This is a genomic window from Paenibacillus silvestris (assembly GCF_009882985.1).
In the GTDB taxonomy this organism is placed as follows: domain Bacteria; phylum Bacillota; class Bacilli; order Paenibacillales; family NBRC-103111; genus Paenibacillus_E; species Paenibacillus_E silvestris.
This window is the reverse complement of the sequence record NZ_WTUZ01000040.1, coordinates 529865-545290: the sequence shown is the minus strand read 5'-3', so window position 1 is coordinate 545290 and position 15426 is coordinate 529865. Positions and strand designations below refer to the sequence as shown.

Sequence of the window (15426 nt, the reverse complement as noted above, 5' to 3'; positions counted from 1 at the left end):
GGTGAGTAAATAAAATGACGGTCAGATGCTCTTGGGTCAATGAAGATCCGTTATATGTGAATTACCATGATCATGAATGGGGAGTACCCGTCCATGATGATCGCAAATTGTTCGAGATGCTGAATCTAGAAGGGGCGCAAGCTGGATTAAGCTGGTATACCATATTGAAGAAACGTGAAGGTTACCGCGAAGCATTTGACGGATTTGATCCGGAAATTATCATACACTATGATGATAAGAAACTGGCGGAGCTTCTGCTGCATCCTGGGATCGTACGCAATCGATTGAAAATTGCCTCTGTGGTTCAGAATGCAAAAGCTTTCCTGAAAGTGCAGCAAGAATTTGGGTCTTTCGATCACTATATTTGGGGATTTGTTGGCGGTCAACCGATCAAGAATCACTGGACGGATATGAGCCATGTGCCAGCCACATCAGAGATTTCAGATGCTATGAGCAAGGATTTGAAGAAACGTGGTTTCAAGTTCGTAGGTTCGACGATTTGCTATGCGTATATGCAGGCGGTTGGCATGGTGAACGATCATAACCAAAAGTGCTTTCGGTATCACGGTGTGAATTAAAAAGTAGAAGGCCATCAGTTAAGGACGAAAGTCCCTAGCAGATGGCCTTTTGTGTGCTTCACTCAGGCATATTGGAGTTGTTTCTCCATCAGATTATGTTTGATTAAATAGATCCGTTTGCGTACATAAAAATCATAAACGGCACCCGTTAATTCTCTTGGCTTAATGCGGTTATTCGTGTCGTTGTCTATGATAATCACGGAGCCGTCGTCATAAAACTTGAACGTATAATCGGCATAGTGAGAGTGTGCTTCGTCCAGCATGGCGTCGATCTGTCCAGGGAGAAGATGGTCAGTGTCACACAATGTCTTATGGTACCAAAAATCCCTCTCAATAAACCGGAAATTGTGACTGGCGTTCATCATGTAACTACCTCCTCATCTAAATGGAACATTTGTTCTTGTTTTTATTATAACAAACAAATGTTCGTATTGGAAGAGGAATCTCTGAAAAACAGGAAATATTTTCATAGAAAACACCCTTCAATCAGCTAGATTGAAGGGTGTTTGTGGACACGATATGTTTGGTGATCGCTAAACCATGCATACGGCCTGTTTCAATGAAAATTTCGTTTGCAGCATATTTGGACGATGCGACAACACCCGCAACATACAAGCCGGGAATACTTGTCTCCATTGTTTCGGGATTAATGCTCGGAGCATTCGTTTCTTCGTGAAAACCGACGCCTAGCGAAGTCAACAGCTCCCGGTCAGGGCGGAATCCTGTTAGGGCAAGCACGAAGTCATTATCCAATGTGACGTGTTCGTTTTCTTTTCGAACCAGAATCGAATGTTCATCAATCTGTTCAACCTGGGAATTAAACCACATCTGGATTCGGCCTTTGTTCACCATACTTTCAAAAAGAGGGCGGACCCACGGCTTAATATTTGCCGAGAAATCTTTGCCCCGATAAATAACCGTGACCTCAGCGCCTACCCGGAGTAAATCCATGGCAGCATCAACTGCGGAGTTATTTCCGCCGATTATGGCCACCTTAGTTCCCGAATAAGGATGCGCTTCTTTATAATAGTGGGTTGTTTTCGGCAGATCCTCTCCAGGAATTCCGAGCATATTAGGATGATCAAAATAGCCAGTAGCTACGACAACTTTCTTAGCTGTATAGACCTTCTTTTTGCCAAATTGATCGGCAGTATGGACGTTAAATCCTGTATCAATTGGTTCAATAGATACAACTTCCTCATAAGAGTTAATGCGAAGCTGCTCTCTTCTGGCGACCTCTCTATAGTAAACCAATGCTTCTTGGCGATATGGCTTTTCATGAGGGGTGGAGAACGGGTAGCCGCCAATTTCGAGCAGCTCCGGTGTGCTGAAAAACTGTAAATACGTAGGATATAAATAGATGGCGTTCACGATGCAGCTTTTTTCTATCACTAAGGGGGAAAGCCCTTCACGCTGCAAAGCGACGGCGGCGGACAGTCCGCAAGGACCAGCCCCAATGACGATAACTTGTTCCAAAGTATGACAACCTCCTCTTAGCATTTCCCTCATCCTATAGTATCGCAAGCCGAAGGGGATGCCAAGTTCGGACAAGCAAAATAGAGCAGAGAGCTCCCCATTTATCTTCGGGAAAGCAATCTGCTCATCATTTTAGAGGGGACGGAGTTACTTTTGATTCAATTGGTGCCCCTCATCGCCTTCGCTAATATCGTCTTTAGCTAGATTGACGGAGGTTATGCTAGGTGCATTTTCTAATGTGTCATTCACGAACTCCATGTCCTGATTTTTTGCATTCATATTCGTTGTTCCTTTGTAATTGCCTGTATGTTTTTTATTTTCCATCGGTTGTCATCCTTTCTGCGTCATATTAACGTTCAGCCTTAACGTGTACACATGCGGGATATTTTATTCCCCATAATAAGGGATGCGAAAATTCCTACTTGAGCTGATCTTTTAAGCTGCCCGCAGGGTTGTGTAGTTCACTTCAGCAAAATCCGCTATAATAAGTGAAGTTGGATAAAAAAGGAGACATGAGACGATGAATTCAAAGCGTATTAAACATATGGTTATTTTTAATTTGCAAGTTGGCAAGGACACTGTGGAAGCGGAACAATTTCTCAAGGGAAGCGCGCAAGAACTTGCTGCAATACCTGGCGTCGAGCAATTTGAAGTCTTTCGTCAAGTGAGCGCCAAGACGGATTATGATTTTGGATTTTCAATGGTTTTTGCGGATCAAGCGGCCTATGACGCGTATAATGTTCATCCCGTACATACGAAATATGTGCAAGAGCGCTGGGTAAAAGAAGTTAGCCGTTTTCAAGAAATTGATTTAACTCTATACGAATAAGGAGTTTCCTGAATGAAACCATTGAAATTACCGAAGGAAGAGAAAGATACGCTGATCAGTGAGTTGCAGGAGCACATGGAAGCCGATCACGGCGTTACTATGGGAAATTTAGCGGCAGAGCAGCTGCTAGATTATATGCTTCAACAATTGGCGGCACCTATTTATAATCAGGCGATTGAAGATGCAAGCAAAACTTTAATGGATAGAATGAGTGTATTGGAAGACGATTTGTATGCGATGAAATTATCGAAAAAAACGCGCAGATAAAGCGATTGTCATGTAGGTTTGAGGAGGAACGGAGCACGTTGAATAAGTCAGAAGAAATGTTTGATATCTATGATGAGCGTATGAACTGGCTCGGCCAAGCGCCACGCTCCGAAGTTCATGCGAAAGGCTTATGGCATGCTACTTTTCAATGTTGGATTGTAAGTCTGGCAAACGAAGAGCCCTCGCTGCTGCTTCAGCTAAGACACCCAGATAAGGACCTGTTTCCGAATTTGCTCGACATCTCCTGTGCTGGACACCTGGCAGCGGGAGAAACCGTTGCAGATGGCGCTCGCGAGCTGAAGGAAGAGCTGGGCTTGACCGTGGATTTCAATGAGCTGATACCCTGTGGGCTGTTTGCGGAAGAAGATCTAATGTCTGATCATCTCATGGATCGTGAGTTTTGCCATGTTTTTATTTATCGTTGTGACCAATCCCTGGACAAGTATGTTTTGCAAGCAGACGAGGTAACGGGTTTATTTAAAGTGAGTGCAGCGGGGTTAGAGCGTTTGGTGCATGGAGCAATTGGACAATTAGAAGCTGAGGGCTATCAAACTGGACAAGACGGGCAGCTTGCAGAAATGAGTTTGCTCGTGACACTTGAGGATTTGGTCCCGCATCCAGCGGCATATTATGATCTTGTTTTTCAAACGCTAAGGAAACATGCCTTGTTCGTATGAAGCAGAGCTTATTTCGATGAAATAGCGCCCTGTAGGAGCGGATTTTTGGGGTGGGGAACACCTAGTGCCGTTAAATTTAGGGTTACTGAGATACTTGGTGGAGAAGACCCATTGTGACTAAAAATTCAGTGTTACTTAGACACTTGGGGGAAAACAGCCAGTGCCTATAAAAATTTAGGGTTACTGTGACACGTGGGGGAAACACCCAGTGCCAATCAAAATTCAGCGTTATTGAGATACGTTGCGGAGGAAGTAACCTCATACTAGAAGAGGTAAGTTGGTCAACGATACACCCTTGAGGAACTACAGGCCGTTATTCTAGCAAATTCAGCCCGTTTCCGCGTTCAAGCGGAACTACAGGGTCTTATTTGACCGCTTAATCTGTTTTCTTTATGAAAACGGACAAATAGCGGATCACAGTTCCCCTCCGCGCGAAAAAGACCCTATTTCTATGAAATAGCGCCCTGTAGTTCCCCTTGCCAGGGAGGAACCCCTCAAGCGATAGCAGCAAATCTCACGGGGGAGAGTGCTCAACACAACTAAATTAAGGGAAGCTTCGCTTACTCTAGAGCCATATGTTGAAAAAGAACCGGATCGGTTAAGCCCGACCGGTTCTCCAAAGTGTTTTAGACGAAGTATTTATTCGCTATGTAGGAGTAAACGATATAACCCGCGATAGAGAGTCCGAAACAAACAATTCCTAACGCGATTTTACGTTTAAACAGAAGCAAGAATCCAGCACTAAAGGCCGATCCTATTACTAGCATTGCTACAAATGTAAGAATTCCCATTGTTCTTTATCTCCCTACCCTTTGTTTACGTAATCACGTACCATGTCCTCGGTTACATAAGAACGTAGAGGAGAGATACCTTCTTTGGCGTGGGCGATGATTTGAGCCGTAACCGCATTGATTGCATCAACGGTAAACGGAAGCCCGCTTTTGCACAGCTCTACAGCTGCATCAATTGCACTCTCGCGCTGCGCATCTAGTTCTGCAAATCGTACAAGGTGCAGATGCTGTGCAGTCGAATGTTTGGTTATCGCTTCATGTACATTCATCTTCAAGTTCTCCCTTTCGTGACCAGATATTCCTTCAGTATACACGATTGAGTGGGTCAGGAACAGTTTTTACAGGTGTAATTCCGAATAATAATCGACAAATAACCGGATATTTCGGAGAGAAGACTTGAAAATATATCAAAGTGTACAGAGGAAGCGATTTTAAGACTTATTGATAGCTCGGAGTGAAGGAAATGAAGACATTACCGATTGAGTCGGTTCTACCACAATTGAAAGAGGCACTGCGAACGCATGCGTGCGCAGTGCTGGTCGCTCAGCCGGGTGCAGGGAAAACAACGCAAGTGCCGCTTGCCCTTCTGCAAGAAACATGGCTGCATAATCAGAAGATCTTAATGCTGGAGCCTAGGCGATTGGCAGCCCGCGCTGCAGCGCGCTATATGTCGCGACTGCTGGGGGAGGCGGTTGGTCAGACCATTGGATATCGGGTGAAAAATGATACCTGTGTAGGTCCGAGCACACGGATTGAAGTCATCACGGAGGGAGTCCTTACCCGAATGCTCCAGACGGACCCTGCCCTGGAAGGGGTCGGGATTGTCATTTTTGATGAGTTCCATGAGCGCAGCCTTCATGCTGACTTGGGCTTAGCACTAAGCAGGCAATCCCAAATGCTCCTGAGGGAGGATCTGCGAATTCTCATCATGTCCGCGACAATTGAAGCAGAGCCTGTTGCTGACATGCTGGATGGGGCTCCAATTATCCAAAGTGAAGGGCGTGCTTATCCCGTTACAACGCATTACTTGAATTCGAAGCAAGAGGAAAAGCTAGAAATTACAGTAGTCAGAAGCATCCGCCAAGCCTTACAAATGGATGCGGGCAGCTTACTCGTTTTTCTCCCGGGAGCAGCAGAAATCCATCGCGTTGCTGGCAGCCTTGCGGCGCTGCAGCTAGGAAAAGAGGTGGAAATCGCACCTCTATATGGCAATTTAGCGCAGGAAGCGCAGGATCGCGCCCTGACGCCAAGTCTGCCAGGGCACCGCAAGGTCGTGCTTGCGACCTCGATCGCCGAGACCTCTTTAACCGTCGAAGGAGTCACGGTTGTGATTGACAGCGGCCTCATGCGAGTGCCGCGCTTCTCACCGCGCACCGGCATGACCCGCCTAACGACGGTGCCTGTGTCCGCAGCCTCTGCGGATCAGCGCAGAGGCCGGGCCGGCCGTCTCGGTCCAGGCGTGTGTTACCGCCTGTGGACCGAGACCGAGCAGCGGCAGCTAGCGCCAAGCTCCACGCCAGAGATCCGCGAAGCGGATCTGGCGCCGCTTGCGCTCGAGCTGGCCGCCTGGGGCGTGACAGACCCAGCGGAGCTGGTCTGGCTGGACCTGCCGCCTTCTGCTGCCTATCAGCAGGCGCGGGAACTGCTCGTGCAGCTAGGCGCGCTGCACGAAGACGGCGGCCTAACACCGCACGGGAAGCGTGTGGCGGCGTTAGGCCTGCACCCGCGGCTTGCGCACATGGTGCTGCAAGCCATTCCTCTTGAGCTCGGCGCGCTGGCGTGCGAGCTCGCAGTGATGCTGAGCGAGCGCGACATTCTCGCGAGCGCTCGGGGCCGTGATGCGGATGTGCGCACCCGCATCGAAGTGCTTTGGCGCGCTGCGCAGGGCGAGCAGCGCGCGGACGTTGACTTTGGCTTATGCCGCCGGATTACGGCGGAGGCCAAAGGGGTGATGCAGTCGCTCGGCATACGGAGTGGCGAGCAGCGGGCATCGGCGAGCGGCTTGCTGCTCGCCTTCGCCTACCCCGATCGCGTCGCGCAGCGGCGATCGACAGGGCGGTTCTTGCTCAGCAGTGGGCGTGGCGCCGTGCTGCCTGAGCTGCAAGAGCTCTCGAACGCGCGATATCTCGTCGCGGCCGAGCTGGATGACAACGGGGCGGAGAGCCGTATTTTTTTAGCCGCCCCCGTACAGGAAGAAGATCTGCTGCAAGCCTTCGGTGATCGACTCCTGCAGGAACAGGAAGTGCTTTGGGATTCAGCGGCCGGGGCCGTTAAAGCCAGACAGCGCCTGCGGTTAGGCGCAATTATACTCAAAGAGAAGCCCTTGCAAGAGCCTAATCCTGATCTGCTTGTGCAAGCTTTGATTACAGGCATTCGGGCTGAGTCGCTCGAGCTGCTGTCGTGGAGTCGTAGTGCGCGCCAGCTGCAGGAGCGAGTTATTTTCCTGCATCACAGTCATGCAGGCGAATGGCCGGATATGCGTGAAGAGGCGCTGCTCGAAGCATTAGAAGATTGGTTAGCGCCGCATCTATACGGGATGACAAGTAAGGGAGCTCTTGGACGGCTTAACTTGACAAATATCTTAGAAGAAATGCTAACATGGGAGCAGCGGCGTTGGTTGGATGATTGGGCGCCAACTCACATTCAAGTACCTAGTGGATCGCGTATTCCCGTTGATTATAGTGTGGCAGAGTCGCCGACCTTGTCTGTGCGCCTGCAAGAAATGTTCGGTTTGGCGGATACCCCGCGAATTGCCAAAGGACGGGTGCCGCTTACGCTCCATTTGTTATCGCCGGCGCAGCGTCCTGTTCAGGTGACGAAGGATTTAGCGAGCTTTTGGCGTGAGGCTTATTTTGAGGTCAAAAAAGACCTCAAAGGACGTTACCCCAAGCATTATTGGCCAGACGATCCGATGGCCGCTATGCCGACCAATCGGGCGAAACCGCGTGTTTGAGTTATTGGGCAGAAATTGTGCCCGTGAAGGGGACTGAGTGATTCATGACCATTCACTCCGAATCGGAGGAAATCGTCATCTACATAACGGCTGGCTTTGCTACGGCGCCTGATTTCTTAGACCGGTTTGGCGCTGCACTTGCGGCTTGTTTTGAAAGGGCTGGCGCACGGGTCCGCGTCGTTATCCATTTTCCATATGGGGATTGGAGTCGTCAGCGCCAAAAGCAGCTTCGCGAAATTACGAGTGATATGTGGAATAATGCGCACAAGAAGCCTTCGCGCTATGGTGGCAAAAGCTTAACAAAGCTGATCACGGACCACTTGAGCCCAGGTCAGAAATTGCTTTTCGTCGGACATAGTGCAGGTGCTGTGGCGTCTATTCAAGCGGCAGGAGCTTTGATGAAGGCAGGTATCCTCGTTCTTGGCGTGATCCAAATCGGATCACCGAAATGTGCGATTCCTCCCGAATTGAAGGATCGAGTGCTATATTTAGATGGGATCAATCCAATGGACCAAAAGCTGGACCCGATACCGCGGCTGGGCACCTGGGGAGGCTGGATCAAGTCTCGTTTTGGCGTATTACGCTGGCATCAATTGAAGCATGCGCCAATTCACAGGAAAACCTTGCCAATGATCGGCGGGCATGCTGATTATTTTAGAGATCACAACCCCTACATATGGCAGGATGCCACGAATCTGCAAACGACGATTGATTCAATTTGGTCGTGGTTGACAGAGCTGCAGGAACATTTTATAGAAAAGGAAGAGGAAGATTAAGATGATTACTATTTTAAAAGCAAACATGGAACACAGCAAAGCGGAGGGATACCTTGGCCATGTTCAGTTCAGTGTAGAAGGGCACGAGCATCCTTATGAAATTACGCTGCAAAGCATGCGCAACAAGGACGATTGGAGTTACGCGCTGAACTTTCTTAGTGAATCCGGTAAAGAAGAGGATATTGAAGCAGTAGAAGAGCTTTTGGAAGAAGACGAGTGGTTCGATCTGCTCGTAAATGCGGGACTTCAGGTTTTAGACAAATAGTTGGGATGCGAGACTCAGACGTAAGGGGATGATGAGCTTGGATTCATCGATTGAATCTGGAGTCAAACAGGTGCTGAGGGCAAGTTATGACCAGCAGGCAAGGCAGCGAAATGGGGAGACGATGCAGTCTTGGAAGATAGACGAGCTGAGTGGTTTTCTAGTGAGATTGGAAAAGTCTGGTGGAAATAGCAAGCGTGTGTTAGATCTTGGCAGCGGTCCGGGTCATCAAGCTGAATATTTGCGGGAACACGGCTGCGAAGTGGTGTGCATCGATTTGTCGGAAGAAATGGTCGCCATTTGTCGTGAAAAAAGACTTGAAGCTCACGTCATGGATTTCTTCGACTTGGATCTGCAGCCAGCTTCGTTTGATGCGGTTTGGTCAATGAACACATTGCTGCATGTGCCGAAAGATAACCTTCAGGATGTTCTCAGGAAAGTTGAGCGCGTACTGAAGCCTGGCGGTTTCTTCTATCTGGGACTCTATGGCGGGTACGAAAGCGAAGGGATCTGGGAGAACGATTCGTACAGACCGCAACGTTTTTTTGCTTTTTATGAGGATGCGCATATTCAGCAGAAGGTGGGCGAGGTGTTCGATGTTGAACGCTTCAATGTGCTCCAGATGCCGGATATGCAACCCAATTACCAATCCATCATTGCGAAGCGCAAGGAAAAAAACCCGTGATATCACGGGTTTTTTTGATTTTTCTAGAGATTAGCGGTAGAGGATGGGATGGAGGCGCGAGGTGATTAACGCCGATTACTCCTGCTATTTTCGCTATATTTTCAACTTTATTTTAGATAACTGTATAAACTCCTGTTAATTCCAAGGAAACGAGCAGATTTCGCTCATTATCGGCGATTTAAAGGTATTTTTTCAGTTATTTCATTCCCGGAATCGATTCCGCTTCGATTAACGCCAGATTTTCCATCTATTCAAGCTGAGGCATTGACTATGGCATAATTTATTTGTATTTTGTTGGGAGTTGGTGAAGTGGAAGTTGGCAATATGGTGAATAGATCGATGAGAGGGTGCAGGATGGAACAAGTAGCTAATACCCTATGGCGGTATTTCATGCGTCATATCAATCGCACCTGCCCTCCTTCCACCCAATATGTACATACAAGTTAACCGAATGTTATAATACGTTCAATAATACGTTCAGAATCAAACGCCTGAGGTGAAACCGAAACATGAAAGAAAAGCAAACGCCGAAATACTTACAGCTTAAACAGGAAATTTTAACATGGCTTCACACGGGGAGATTGAAACCGAACGATCAAATGCCATCGGAAAACGAAATTGCCGAACAATTTCAGATGAGTCGTCAGACCGTTCGCCAGACGTTTGGTGAACTTGAGCAAGAAGGCTGGTTGTACCGGATGCAGGGAAAAGGAACGTTCGTATCCACGCCCCAAACGCAAAAAGGCCGTGATGTGCAGACGATTGGCATCCTGACCACGTACATATCCGACTACATTTTTCCTCATATCGTGAGAGGTGCGGAATCAGCTTTACGTGCTAGAGGCTACAGACTTGTCTTATCTTCAACAGACAATGATAAGAACAAGGAAAAGGAAAGTTTGACGATGATGTTAAGCCAGCCCCTAAGCGGACTGATTATAGAGCCTACGAAAAGCGCGGAAGGCAACCCGAATCTCAACTATTATCTCTCGCTCGACTATCAGCATATTCCGTATCTGATGATCAATGAACGTTATCCGGAGATGAACTGCCCGTCTTTAGTCGTAGACGATGAAGAGGGCGGCTTCAAGGCGGCGCAGCATCTGATCGAGCTGGGGCATCGCAAGATTGCCGGTTTTTTCAAGACGGATGATTTGCAGGGGATTAATCGTCTGAAAGGATTTATTCGCGCCCACCATCATTACCAAGTTCCCTTATTACCGGAGCTCGTCATCCACTACACAACGGAAGAGAAAAGGCAGAAGCCTTACGAGTACGCCCTCTCTTTGCTCAGCCATATAGACGAGCGTCCTACAGCTTTCATCTGCTATAACGATGAGCTGGCTGTCCATCTGCTTGAAGCTGTACGTACGTTAGGGCTTCAAGTGCCTCAAGATGTCTCGTTAGTGGGTTTCGACGACTCCTCTTTAGCGATGGCAACGGAGGTAAAATTAACGACACTTTCACATCCCAAAACCGAGTTAGGCACAGATGCTGCTGAGCTTTTGATCGATATGATTGAGAATAAGCGAGTAACAGGGAGAGAGACAGGCAAAATCTATAAGCCTGAACTGATTGTCAGGGAGTCTACGATTCGCCTTTCTGGAGCAGAAAATTAATCTAGCCAACTTGTACGTACAAGTGTTATACTGGACATAGAGATTGGAAAATCGAAGGAGGTTCTCTATGTCTAAGAAGTATGCAATTGGCGTTGACTATGGCACGGAATCCGGACGCGCCGTTCTAGTTGATTTGAGTGATGGCACGGAGGTTGCAGATCATGTGACCCCGTACCCGCACAATGTTATTGACGAGAAGCTGCCGATTTCCGGCATTAAACTTGAATATGACTGGGCGCTTCAGCACCCGCAAGATTATCTGGAAGTACTTACGCGCTCAGTACCTGCTGTCGTGCAAGCTTCTGGTGTAGACCCAGCCGATATTATCGGACTTGGCATCGATTTCACAGCATGTACGATGCTTCCGGTGGATGCGCAAGGTCAACCGCTTTGCTTCAATCCGGAGTTGACGAATAATCCGCATAGCTGGGTGAAGCTGTGGAAACATCATGCTGCCCAAGACGAAGCGAACCTGATTAATGAAATTGCTGAGCGTAGAGGCGAAGATTTCCTTCCTCGGTACGGCGGGAAAATTTCATCAGAATGGATGATTGCAAAGGTTTGGCAAATATTGAATGAAGCTCCAGACATTTATGAGCAAACGGATCGTTTCTTAGAAGCGACTGATTGGGTTGTTTCGCAAATGACAGGCACAGCTGAGATTGTCCGTAACAGCTGTACGGCTGGTTATAAAGCAATCTGGCATAAGAAAAAGGGCTATCCTAGCGACGAATTTTTCAAAGCATTGGACCCGCGTTTGGAGAATGTCACTCAGACGAAGCTGCGCGGTGAAGTTGTTGCACTTGGCACCAAAGCCGGTGAATTAACGGAATCGATGGCTGCTTTGATGGGCTTACAGCCAGGCATCGCCATTGCTGTAGGAAATGTCGATGCCCACGCAGCTGTACCTGGTGTAGGTGTTGTAACACCTGGGAAATTAGTGATGGCGATGGGAACTTCGATCTGCCATATGCTTCTTGGGACAGAGGAGCGGGAAGTTGAAGGCATGTGTGGTGTTGTGGAAGACGGCATCATTCCTGGCTATTTGGGCTATGAAGCTGGGCAATCAGCTGTTGGTGATATTTTTGCTTGGTATGTGGAACAAGGTGTACCTGCTTATGTGCAAGCTGCTGCAGAGCAAGAAGGAACGAATGTACATGAATGGCTGGAACGACATGCATCCGCTTACAAACCAGGTGAAACAGGTCTGCTTGCGCTGGACTGGTGGAATGGAAATCGATCCGTGCTAGTAGATACAGAGCTTAATGGGCTTATTCTTGGCTACTCGCTTTTGACGAAGCCAGAAGAGGTGTATCGATCGCTGCTGGAGGCTACTGCTTATGGAACTCGTAAGATTGTTGATGCTTTTCACAACAATGGGGTTGAAGTACAGGAATTGTACGCATGCGGCGGACTTCCGCAAAAAAATCGTTTGCTGATGCAAATCTATGCGGATGTTACGAATCGCGAGATCAAAGTCGCTGATTCCAAACAAACGCCTGCGCTAGGAGCAGCCATGTTCGGTGCCGTAGCAGCTGGTGCAGCTAAGGGTGGTTACGACAATATCGTAGATGCCGCACAAAAAATGGCGCGTGTACGCAAAGATACTTTTAAACCTATCCCAGAAAATGTGGCTGTTTACGAGAGGCTTTACCAAGAGTACAGCAAGCTGCACGATTATTTTGGTCGCGGAGAGAACGATGTCATGAAACGCCTTCGTGCAATTCGTGAGGAAGCAAGGCACTAATTCACTTTCATCCATTCCCATAATCCAAGGAGGCAAATTGCCATGAAAGCATCAGCAGAAAAAGTATTTTGGTTTGTAACCGGAAGTCAGCACTTGTACGGACCTGAGACATTGCTTCAAGTAGAGGATCATTCGAAACAGATTACAGAAGGGATTGACCGTGATCCCTCGATACCTAGCAAGCTTGTGTTCAAACAAGTTTTGACGACACCAGATGCGATTCGCAGACTATGCTTGGATGCCAATGCAGATGACAACTGTGCAGGTATTATTACCTGGATGCATACCTTTTCTCCGGCGAAAATGTGGATTGCTGGCCTTGCCGAGTACCGCAAGCCATTGCTCCACTTACATACCCAATTCAATCGCGATATTCCATGGGAAACGATCGATATGGATTTCATGAACCTCAATCAAGCAGCTCACGGCGATCGCGAGTATGGCTTCATTGGAGCGCGTATGGGCATTTCACGTAAAGTGGTAGTTGGTTATTGGGAAGATCCTGCTGTCCTATCCCGCATTGCAGGATGGATGAGCACAGCGGTAGCTTTTGTTGAAGGACGCAGCTTGAAAGTGGCTCGTTTTGGCGATAACATGCGCGAAGTGGCTGTAACTGAAGGGGACAAAGTGGAAGCGCAAATTAAATTCGGCTGGTCCATTAATGGGTATGGTGTAGGCGATCTTGTTCAGCGCGTAAGAGACATTTCCGAGTCGGAAGTGGATCAATTAATGGATGAATATAATGAAGTTTATGATATAACGCCAGAGGGACGTTCAGCAGGACCGGTGCGTGAGGCGATTCGTGAGCAAGCCCGCATTGAACTTGGCATGAAAAGCTTTTTGCAGGAGGGCGGTTTCGGCGCATTCACGACGTCGTTTGAAGATCTTCATGGTCTCAAGCAGCTCCCAGGGCTTGCTGTTCAGCGCTTGATGGGGCAAGGGTACGGCTTCGGCGGTGAAGGCGACTGGAAAACAGCAGCGCTCACACGTGTCATGAAGATTATCGCAGGCAATAAAGGGACTTCCTTCATGGAAGATTACACGTATCATATGGAGCCAGGAGCTGAGCTTGTACTTGGCGCTCATATGTTGGAGATTTGCCCGACAATTGCGGCGACACGTCCAAAAATTGAGGTTCATCCGCTTGGAATCGGCGGGAAGGCTGATCCAGCGCGCCTTGTTTTTGATGGTGCTTCCGGCCCAGCACTGAATGCATCCCTTATCGATATGGGCAACCGTTTCCGTTTGTTAATTAACGAAGTGGATGCGGTGAAGCCTGTGAAAGAGATGCCAAAGCTGCCAGTGGCGCGCGTTCTATGGAAGCCGCAGCCGTCCCTGCGTGATTCAGCAGAAGCTTGGATCTATGCAGGCGGGGCTCATCACACCGTCTTCTCCTACCAAGTAACTACAGAACAATTAGTTGATTGGGCAGAATTAGCTGGTATTGAAGTTGTCATTATTAATAAAAATACATCTACGCTGCAGTTCCGGAACGAACTTCGTTGGGGCGAGGCGGCTTGGAAGCGCTAGAATCGCAAGCCATTCAACTGAACGTACAACCGAGAACCGTTCTTCCCTTATGGGGAGACGGTTTTCTTTTTCAACCTGAATAAAAAAGTCACTTTTGTCGATATCCATGCAATTTTCATCCATTGACTTCCTTGTTTCTCATGCTTTAAAGTAAAATCATATGAGCCTGTCCAAAATATGGGCATCGCATTAGGAGGATTACACAGATGACAACGAAAGCTTACGAAGGAACATTCCAAGGAGAGAAAGCGGTTTGGCTGCAAGCGGGCCGTTATGAAGCAGCTGTTTTGCCGGAAATCGGGGCGAACCTGATTGCTTTTAGAGACAACGAAAAGGAATACCGCTTTCTGCGTGAGCCATCCCTAGATGAAATGGAAGCGTTTAAAGAACGTCCAATTATACATGGTATTCCTGTGTTATTTCCGCCGAACCGTTACGAAGACGGGAAATTCCCTTGGAAAGGCAAGGTTTTTCAATTTCCGGTTAATGAGCCGAAAACGGGCAATCATTTGCATGGTTTTGTCCATGATATCCCTTGGGAAGTCGAAAGATTTGGCACAACAGAAGGCGACAGCAGCGTCACTTTAGCGCTTAAAGTAAGAGAAGGGCATTCCGTGTATACGTATTTACCATTCGAGTTCACGCTTCGCCTGACTTATGTGCTGAATCAATTCGGTTTGCAACAACATATTTCTGTGCATAATGAAGGTCAAGAAGCGATGCCTTGCCTAATTGCCTACCATACTACGATCAATGCGCCTTTTGCGCCTAATTCACAAGCAGCGGATTACAGCTTCAAAATGACCATCGGCAACCGCTGGGAAATGAGCGAGAGAATGCTGCCGACTGGCGAATATCAGCCGCTATCCAGTGAGGAAGCGAAGATGAAAGTCGGAGACTTATCCCCATTCTTCGAGTCGATGGACAATCACTACACGACAGCTCCACAAAATGGACGCAATTACATGGAATTGACAGATGCTCGCGAAGGCGTCAAACTTGTGTATGATGTAGGTACATCCTATAAACAATGGATGATCTGGAACAATGGCGCTACAGAAGGTTTCTTCTGTCCGGAGCCACAAATGAATTTGGTTAACGCGCCTAATGTTGATAAGCCAGCTGATGAAATCGGTCTAGTTAGCCTGGAGCCAGGCGAAGTATGGAGCGAGTCAGCCCGTCTTTATACGATTGAATTAAAGAAATAAGCAATAAATCAGCCCCCTTTTGACGCAT

General features: G+C 48.0%; 17 protein-coding genes. 12 read left to right on the top strand and 5 right to left on the bottom strand.

What is annotated here, in order from left to right; genetic code table 11:
- The first annotated feature begins 14 nt into the window (after positions 1 to 14).
- Entirely contained in the window at positions 15 to 578 is a 564-nt protein-coding gene (locus GQF01_RS34480) for a DNA-3-methyladenine glycosylase I (protein WP_161411839.1), read from the top strand.
- 62 nt (positions 579 to 640) lie between these two features.
- On the opposite strand, the gene GQF01_RS34475 is transcribed toward GQF01_RS34480, so the two are convergent.
- From GQF01_RS34475 to GQF01_RS36115, 3 genes are all read right to left on the bottom strand, one after another.
- Positions 641 to 943 (bottom strand): hypothetical protein, encoded by a 303-nt coding sequence (locus GQF01_RS34475; protein ID WP_235960809.1) that lies wholly within the window; start codon positions 941 to 943, stop codon positions 641 to 643.
- A 121-nt stretch (positions 944 to 1064) separates the two neighbouring features.
- Positions 1065 to 2054 (bottom strand): YpdA family putative bacillithiol disulfide reductase, encoded by a 990-nt coding sequence (locus GQF01_RS34470; RefSeq protein ID WP_161411838.1) that lies wholly within the window; start codon positions 2052 to 2054, stop codon positions 1065 to 1067.
- Positions 2055 to 2201: 147 nt separating this feature from the next.
- Positions 2202 to 2378 (bottom strand): hypothetical protein, encoded by a 177-nt coding sequence (locus GQF01_RS36115; RefSeq protein WP_202556831.1) that lies wholly within the window; start codon positions 2376 to 2378, stop codon positions 2202 to 2204.
- A gap of 196 nt (positions 2379 to 2574) precedes the next feature.
- On the opposite strand from GQF01_RS36115, the gene GQF01_RS34465 reads away from it, so the two are divergent.
- From GQF01_RS34465 to GQF01_RS34455, 3 genes are read left to right on the top strand one after another with little or no spacing between them, the layout of a single operon-like run.
- Positions 2575 to 2883 (top strand): Dabb family protein, encoded by a 309-nt coding sequence (locus GQF01_RS34465; RefSeq protein WP_161411837.1) that lies wholly within the window; start codon positions 2575 to 2577, stop codon positions 2881 to 2883.
- Positions 2884 to 2895: 12 nt separating this feature from the next.
- A complete protein-coding gene (locus GQF01_RS34460) occupies positions 2896 to 3150 on the top strand; it encodes a DUF2164 domain-containing protein (RefSeq protein WP_161411836.1) in 255 nt (84 codons plus the stop codon).
- Positions 3151 to 3188: 38 nt separating this feature from the next.
- Positions 3189 to 3827, top strand: coding sequence for an NUDIX hydrolase (locus tag GQF01_RS34455; RefSeq protein ID WP_161411835.1), 639 nt, complete (start codon positions 3189 to 3191; stop codon positions 3825 to 3827).
- A gap of 626 nt (positions 3828 to 4453) precedes the next feature.
- On the opposite strand, the gene GQF01_RS34450 is transcribed toward GQF01_RS34455, so the two are convergent.
- Complete coding sequence (locus tag GQF01_RS34450; RefSeq protein WP_161411834.1) at positions 4454 to 4618, bottom strand: hypothetical protein; 165 nt, start codon at positions 4616 to 4618, stop codon at positions 4454 to 4456.
- Positions 4619 to 4632: 14 nt separating this feature from the next.
- Entirely contained in the window at positions 4633 to 4887 is a 255-nt protein-coding gene (locus GQF01_RS34445; protein ID WP_145654904.1) for a YpbS family protein, read from the bottom strand.
- A 194-nt stretch (positions 4888 to 5081) separates the two neighbouring features.
- On the opposite strand from GQF01_RS34445, the gene hrpB reads away from it, so the two are divergent.
- The 8 genes from hrpB (at position 5082) to GQF01_RS34405 (ending at position 15398) form a co-directional block, all read left to right on the top strand.
- Complete coding sequence (hrpB, locus tag GQF01_RS34440) at positions 5082 to 7571, top strand: ATP-dependent helicase HrpB (RefSeq protein ID WP_161411833.1); 2490 nt, start codon at positions 5082 to 5084, stop codon at positions 7569 to 7571.
- A 44-nt stretch (positions 7572 to 7615) separates the two neighbouring features.
- Complete coding sequence (locus GQF01_RS34435) at positions 7616 to 8347, top strand: hypothetical protein (protein ID WP_161411832.1); 732 nt, start codon at positions 7616 to 7618, stop codon at positions 8345 to 8347.
- Positions 8348 to 8372: 25 nt separating this feature from the next.
- A complete protein-coding gene (locus GQF01_RS34430) occupies positions 8373 to 8612 on the top strand; it encodes a hypothetical protein (RefSeq protein WP_235960807.1) in 240 nt (79 codons plus the stop codon).
- Positions 8613 to 8649: 37 nt separating this feature from the next.
- A complete protein-coding gene (locus tag GQF01_RS34425; protein WP_202556830.1) occupies positions 8650 to 9294 on the top strand; it encodes a class I SAM-dependent methyltransferase in 645 nt (214 codons plus the stop codon).
- Positions 9295 to 9803: 509 nt separating this feature from the next.
- Complete coding sequence (locus GQF01_RS34420) at positions 9804 to 10913, top strand: GntR family transcriptional regulator (RefSeq protein ID WP_161411829.1); 1110 nt, start codon at positions 9804 to 9806, stop codon at positions 10911 to 10913.
- Positions 10914 to 10980: 67 nt separating this feature from the next.
- Positions 10981 to 12660: a ribulokinase gene (locus GQF01_RS34415; protein WP_161411828.1), complete on the top strand. Its 1680-nt coding sequence runs from the start codon at positions 10981 to 10983 to the stop codon at positions 12658 to 12660.
- A gap of 42 nt (positions 12661 to 12702) precedes the next feature.
- Positions 12703 to 14190: an L-arabinose isomerase gene (araA, locus tag GQF01_RS34410; protein WP_161411827.1), complete on the top strand. Its 1488-nt coding sequence runs from the start codon at positions 12703 to 12705 to the stop codon at positions 14188 to 14190.
- 206 nt (positions 14191 to 14396) lie between these two features.
- Positions 14397 to 15398, top strand: a complete 1002-nt coding sequence (locus GQF01_RS34405; protein ID WP_161411826.1) for an aldose 1-epimerase — start codon at positions 14397 to 14399, stop codon at positions 15396 to 15398.
- The last annotated feature ends 28 nt before the right edge of the window (positions 15399 to 15426 follow it).

What these genes read in the sequence shown, in the direction of transcription:
- GQF01_RS34480 (WP_161411839.1), top strand. Translation starts at nt 15, where the DNA reads ATGACGGTCAGATGCTCTTGGGTCAATGAAGATCCGTTATATGTGAAT.
- GQF01_RS34475 (WP_235960809.1), bottom strand. Translation starts at nt 943, where the DNA reads ATGATGAACGCCAGTCACAATTTCCGGTTTATTGAGAGGGATTTTTGG.
- GQF01_RS36115 (WP_202556831.1), bottom strand. Translation starts at nt 2,378, where the DNA reads ATGGAAAATAAAAAACATACAGGCAATTACAAAGGAACAACGAATATG.
- GQF01_RS34465 (WP_161411837.1), top strand. Translation starts at nt 2,575, where the DNA reads ATGAATTCAAAGCGTATTAAACATATGGTTATTTTTAATTTGCAAGTT.
- GQF01_RS34460 (WP_161411836.1), top strand. Translation starts at nt 2,896, where the DNA reads ATGAAACCATTGAAATTACCGAAGGAAGAGAAAGATACGCTGATCAGT.
- GQF01_RS34450 (WP_161411834.1), bottom strand. Translation starts at nt 4,618, where the DNA reads ATGGGAATTCTTACATTTGTAGCAATGCTAGTAATAGGATCGGCCTTT.
- GQF01_RS34445 (WP_145654904.1), bottom strand. Translation starts at nt 4,887, where the DNA reads ATGAATGTACATGAAGCGATAACCAAACATTCGACTGCACAGCATCTG.
- hrpB (WP_161411833.1), top strand. Translation starts at nt 5,082, where the DNA reads ATGAAGACATTACCGATTGAGTCGGTTCTACCACAATTGAAAGAGGCA.
- GQF01_RS34435 (WP_161411832.1), top strand. Translation starts at nt 7,616, where the DNA reads ATGACCATTCACTCCGAATCGGAGGAAATCGTCATCTACATAACGGCT.
- GQF01_RS34430 (WP_235960807.1), top strand. Translation starts at nt 8,373, where the DNA reads ATGGAACACAGCAAAGCGGAGGGATACCTTGGCCATGTTCAGTTCAGT.
- GQF01_RS34420 (WP_161411829.1), top strand. Translation starts at nt 9,804, where the DNA reads ATGAAAGAAAAGCAAACGCCGAAATACTTACAGCTTAAACAGGAAATT.
- GQF01_RS34415 (WP_161411828.1), top strand. Translation starts at nt 10,981, where the DNA reads ATGTCTAAGAAGTATGCAATTGGCGTTGACTATGGCACGGAATCCGGA.
- araA (WP_161411827.1), top strand. Translation starts at nt 12,703, where the DNA reads ATGAAAGCATCAGCAGAAAAAGTATTTTGGTTTGTAACCGGAAGTCAG.
- GQF01_RS34405 (WP_161411826.1), top strand. Translation starts at nt 14,397, where the DNA reads ATGACAACGAAAGCTTACGAAGGAACATTCCAAGGAGAGAAAGCGGTT.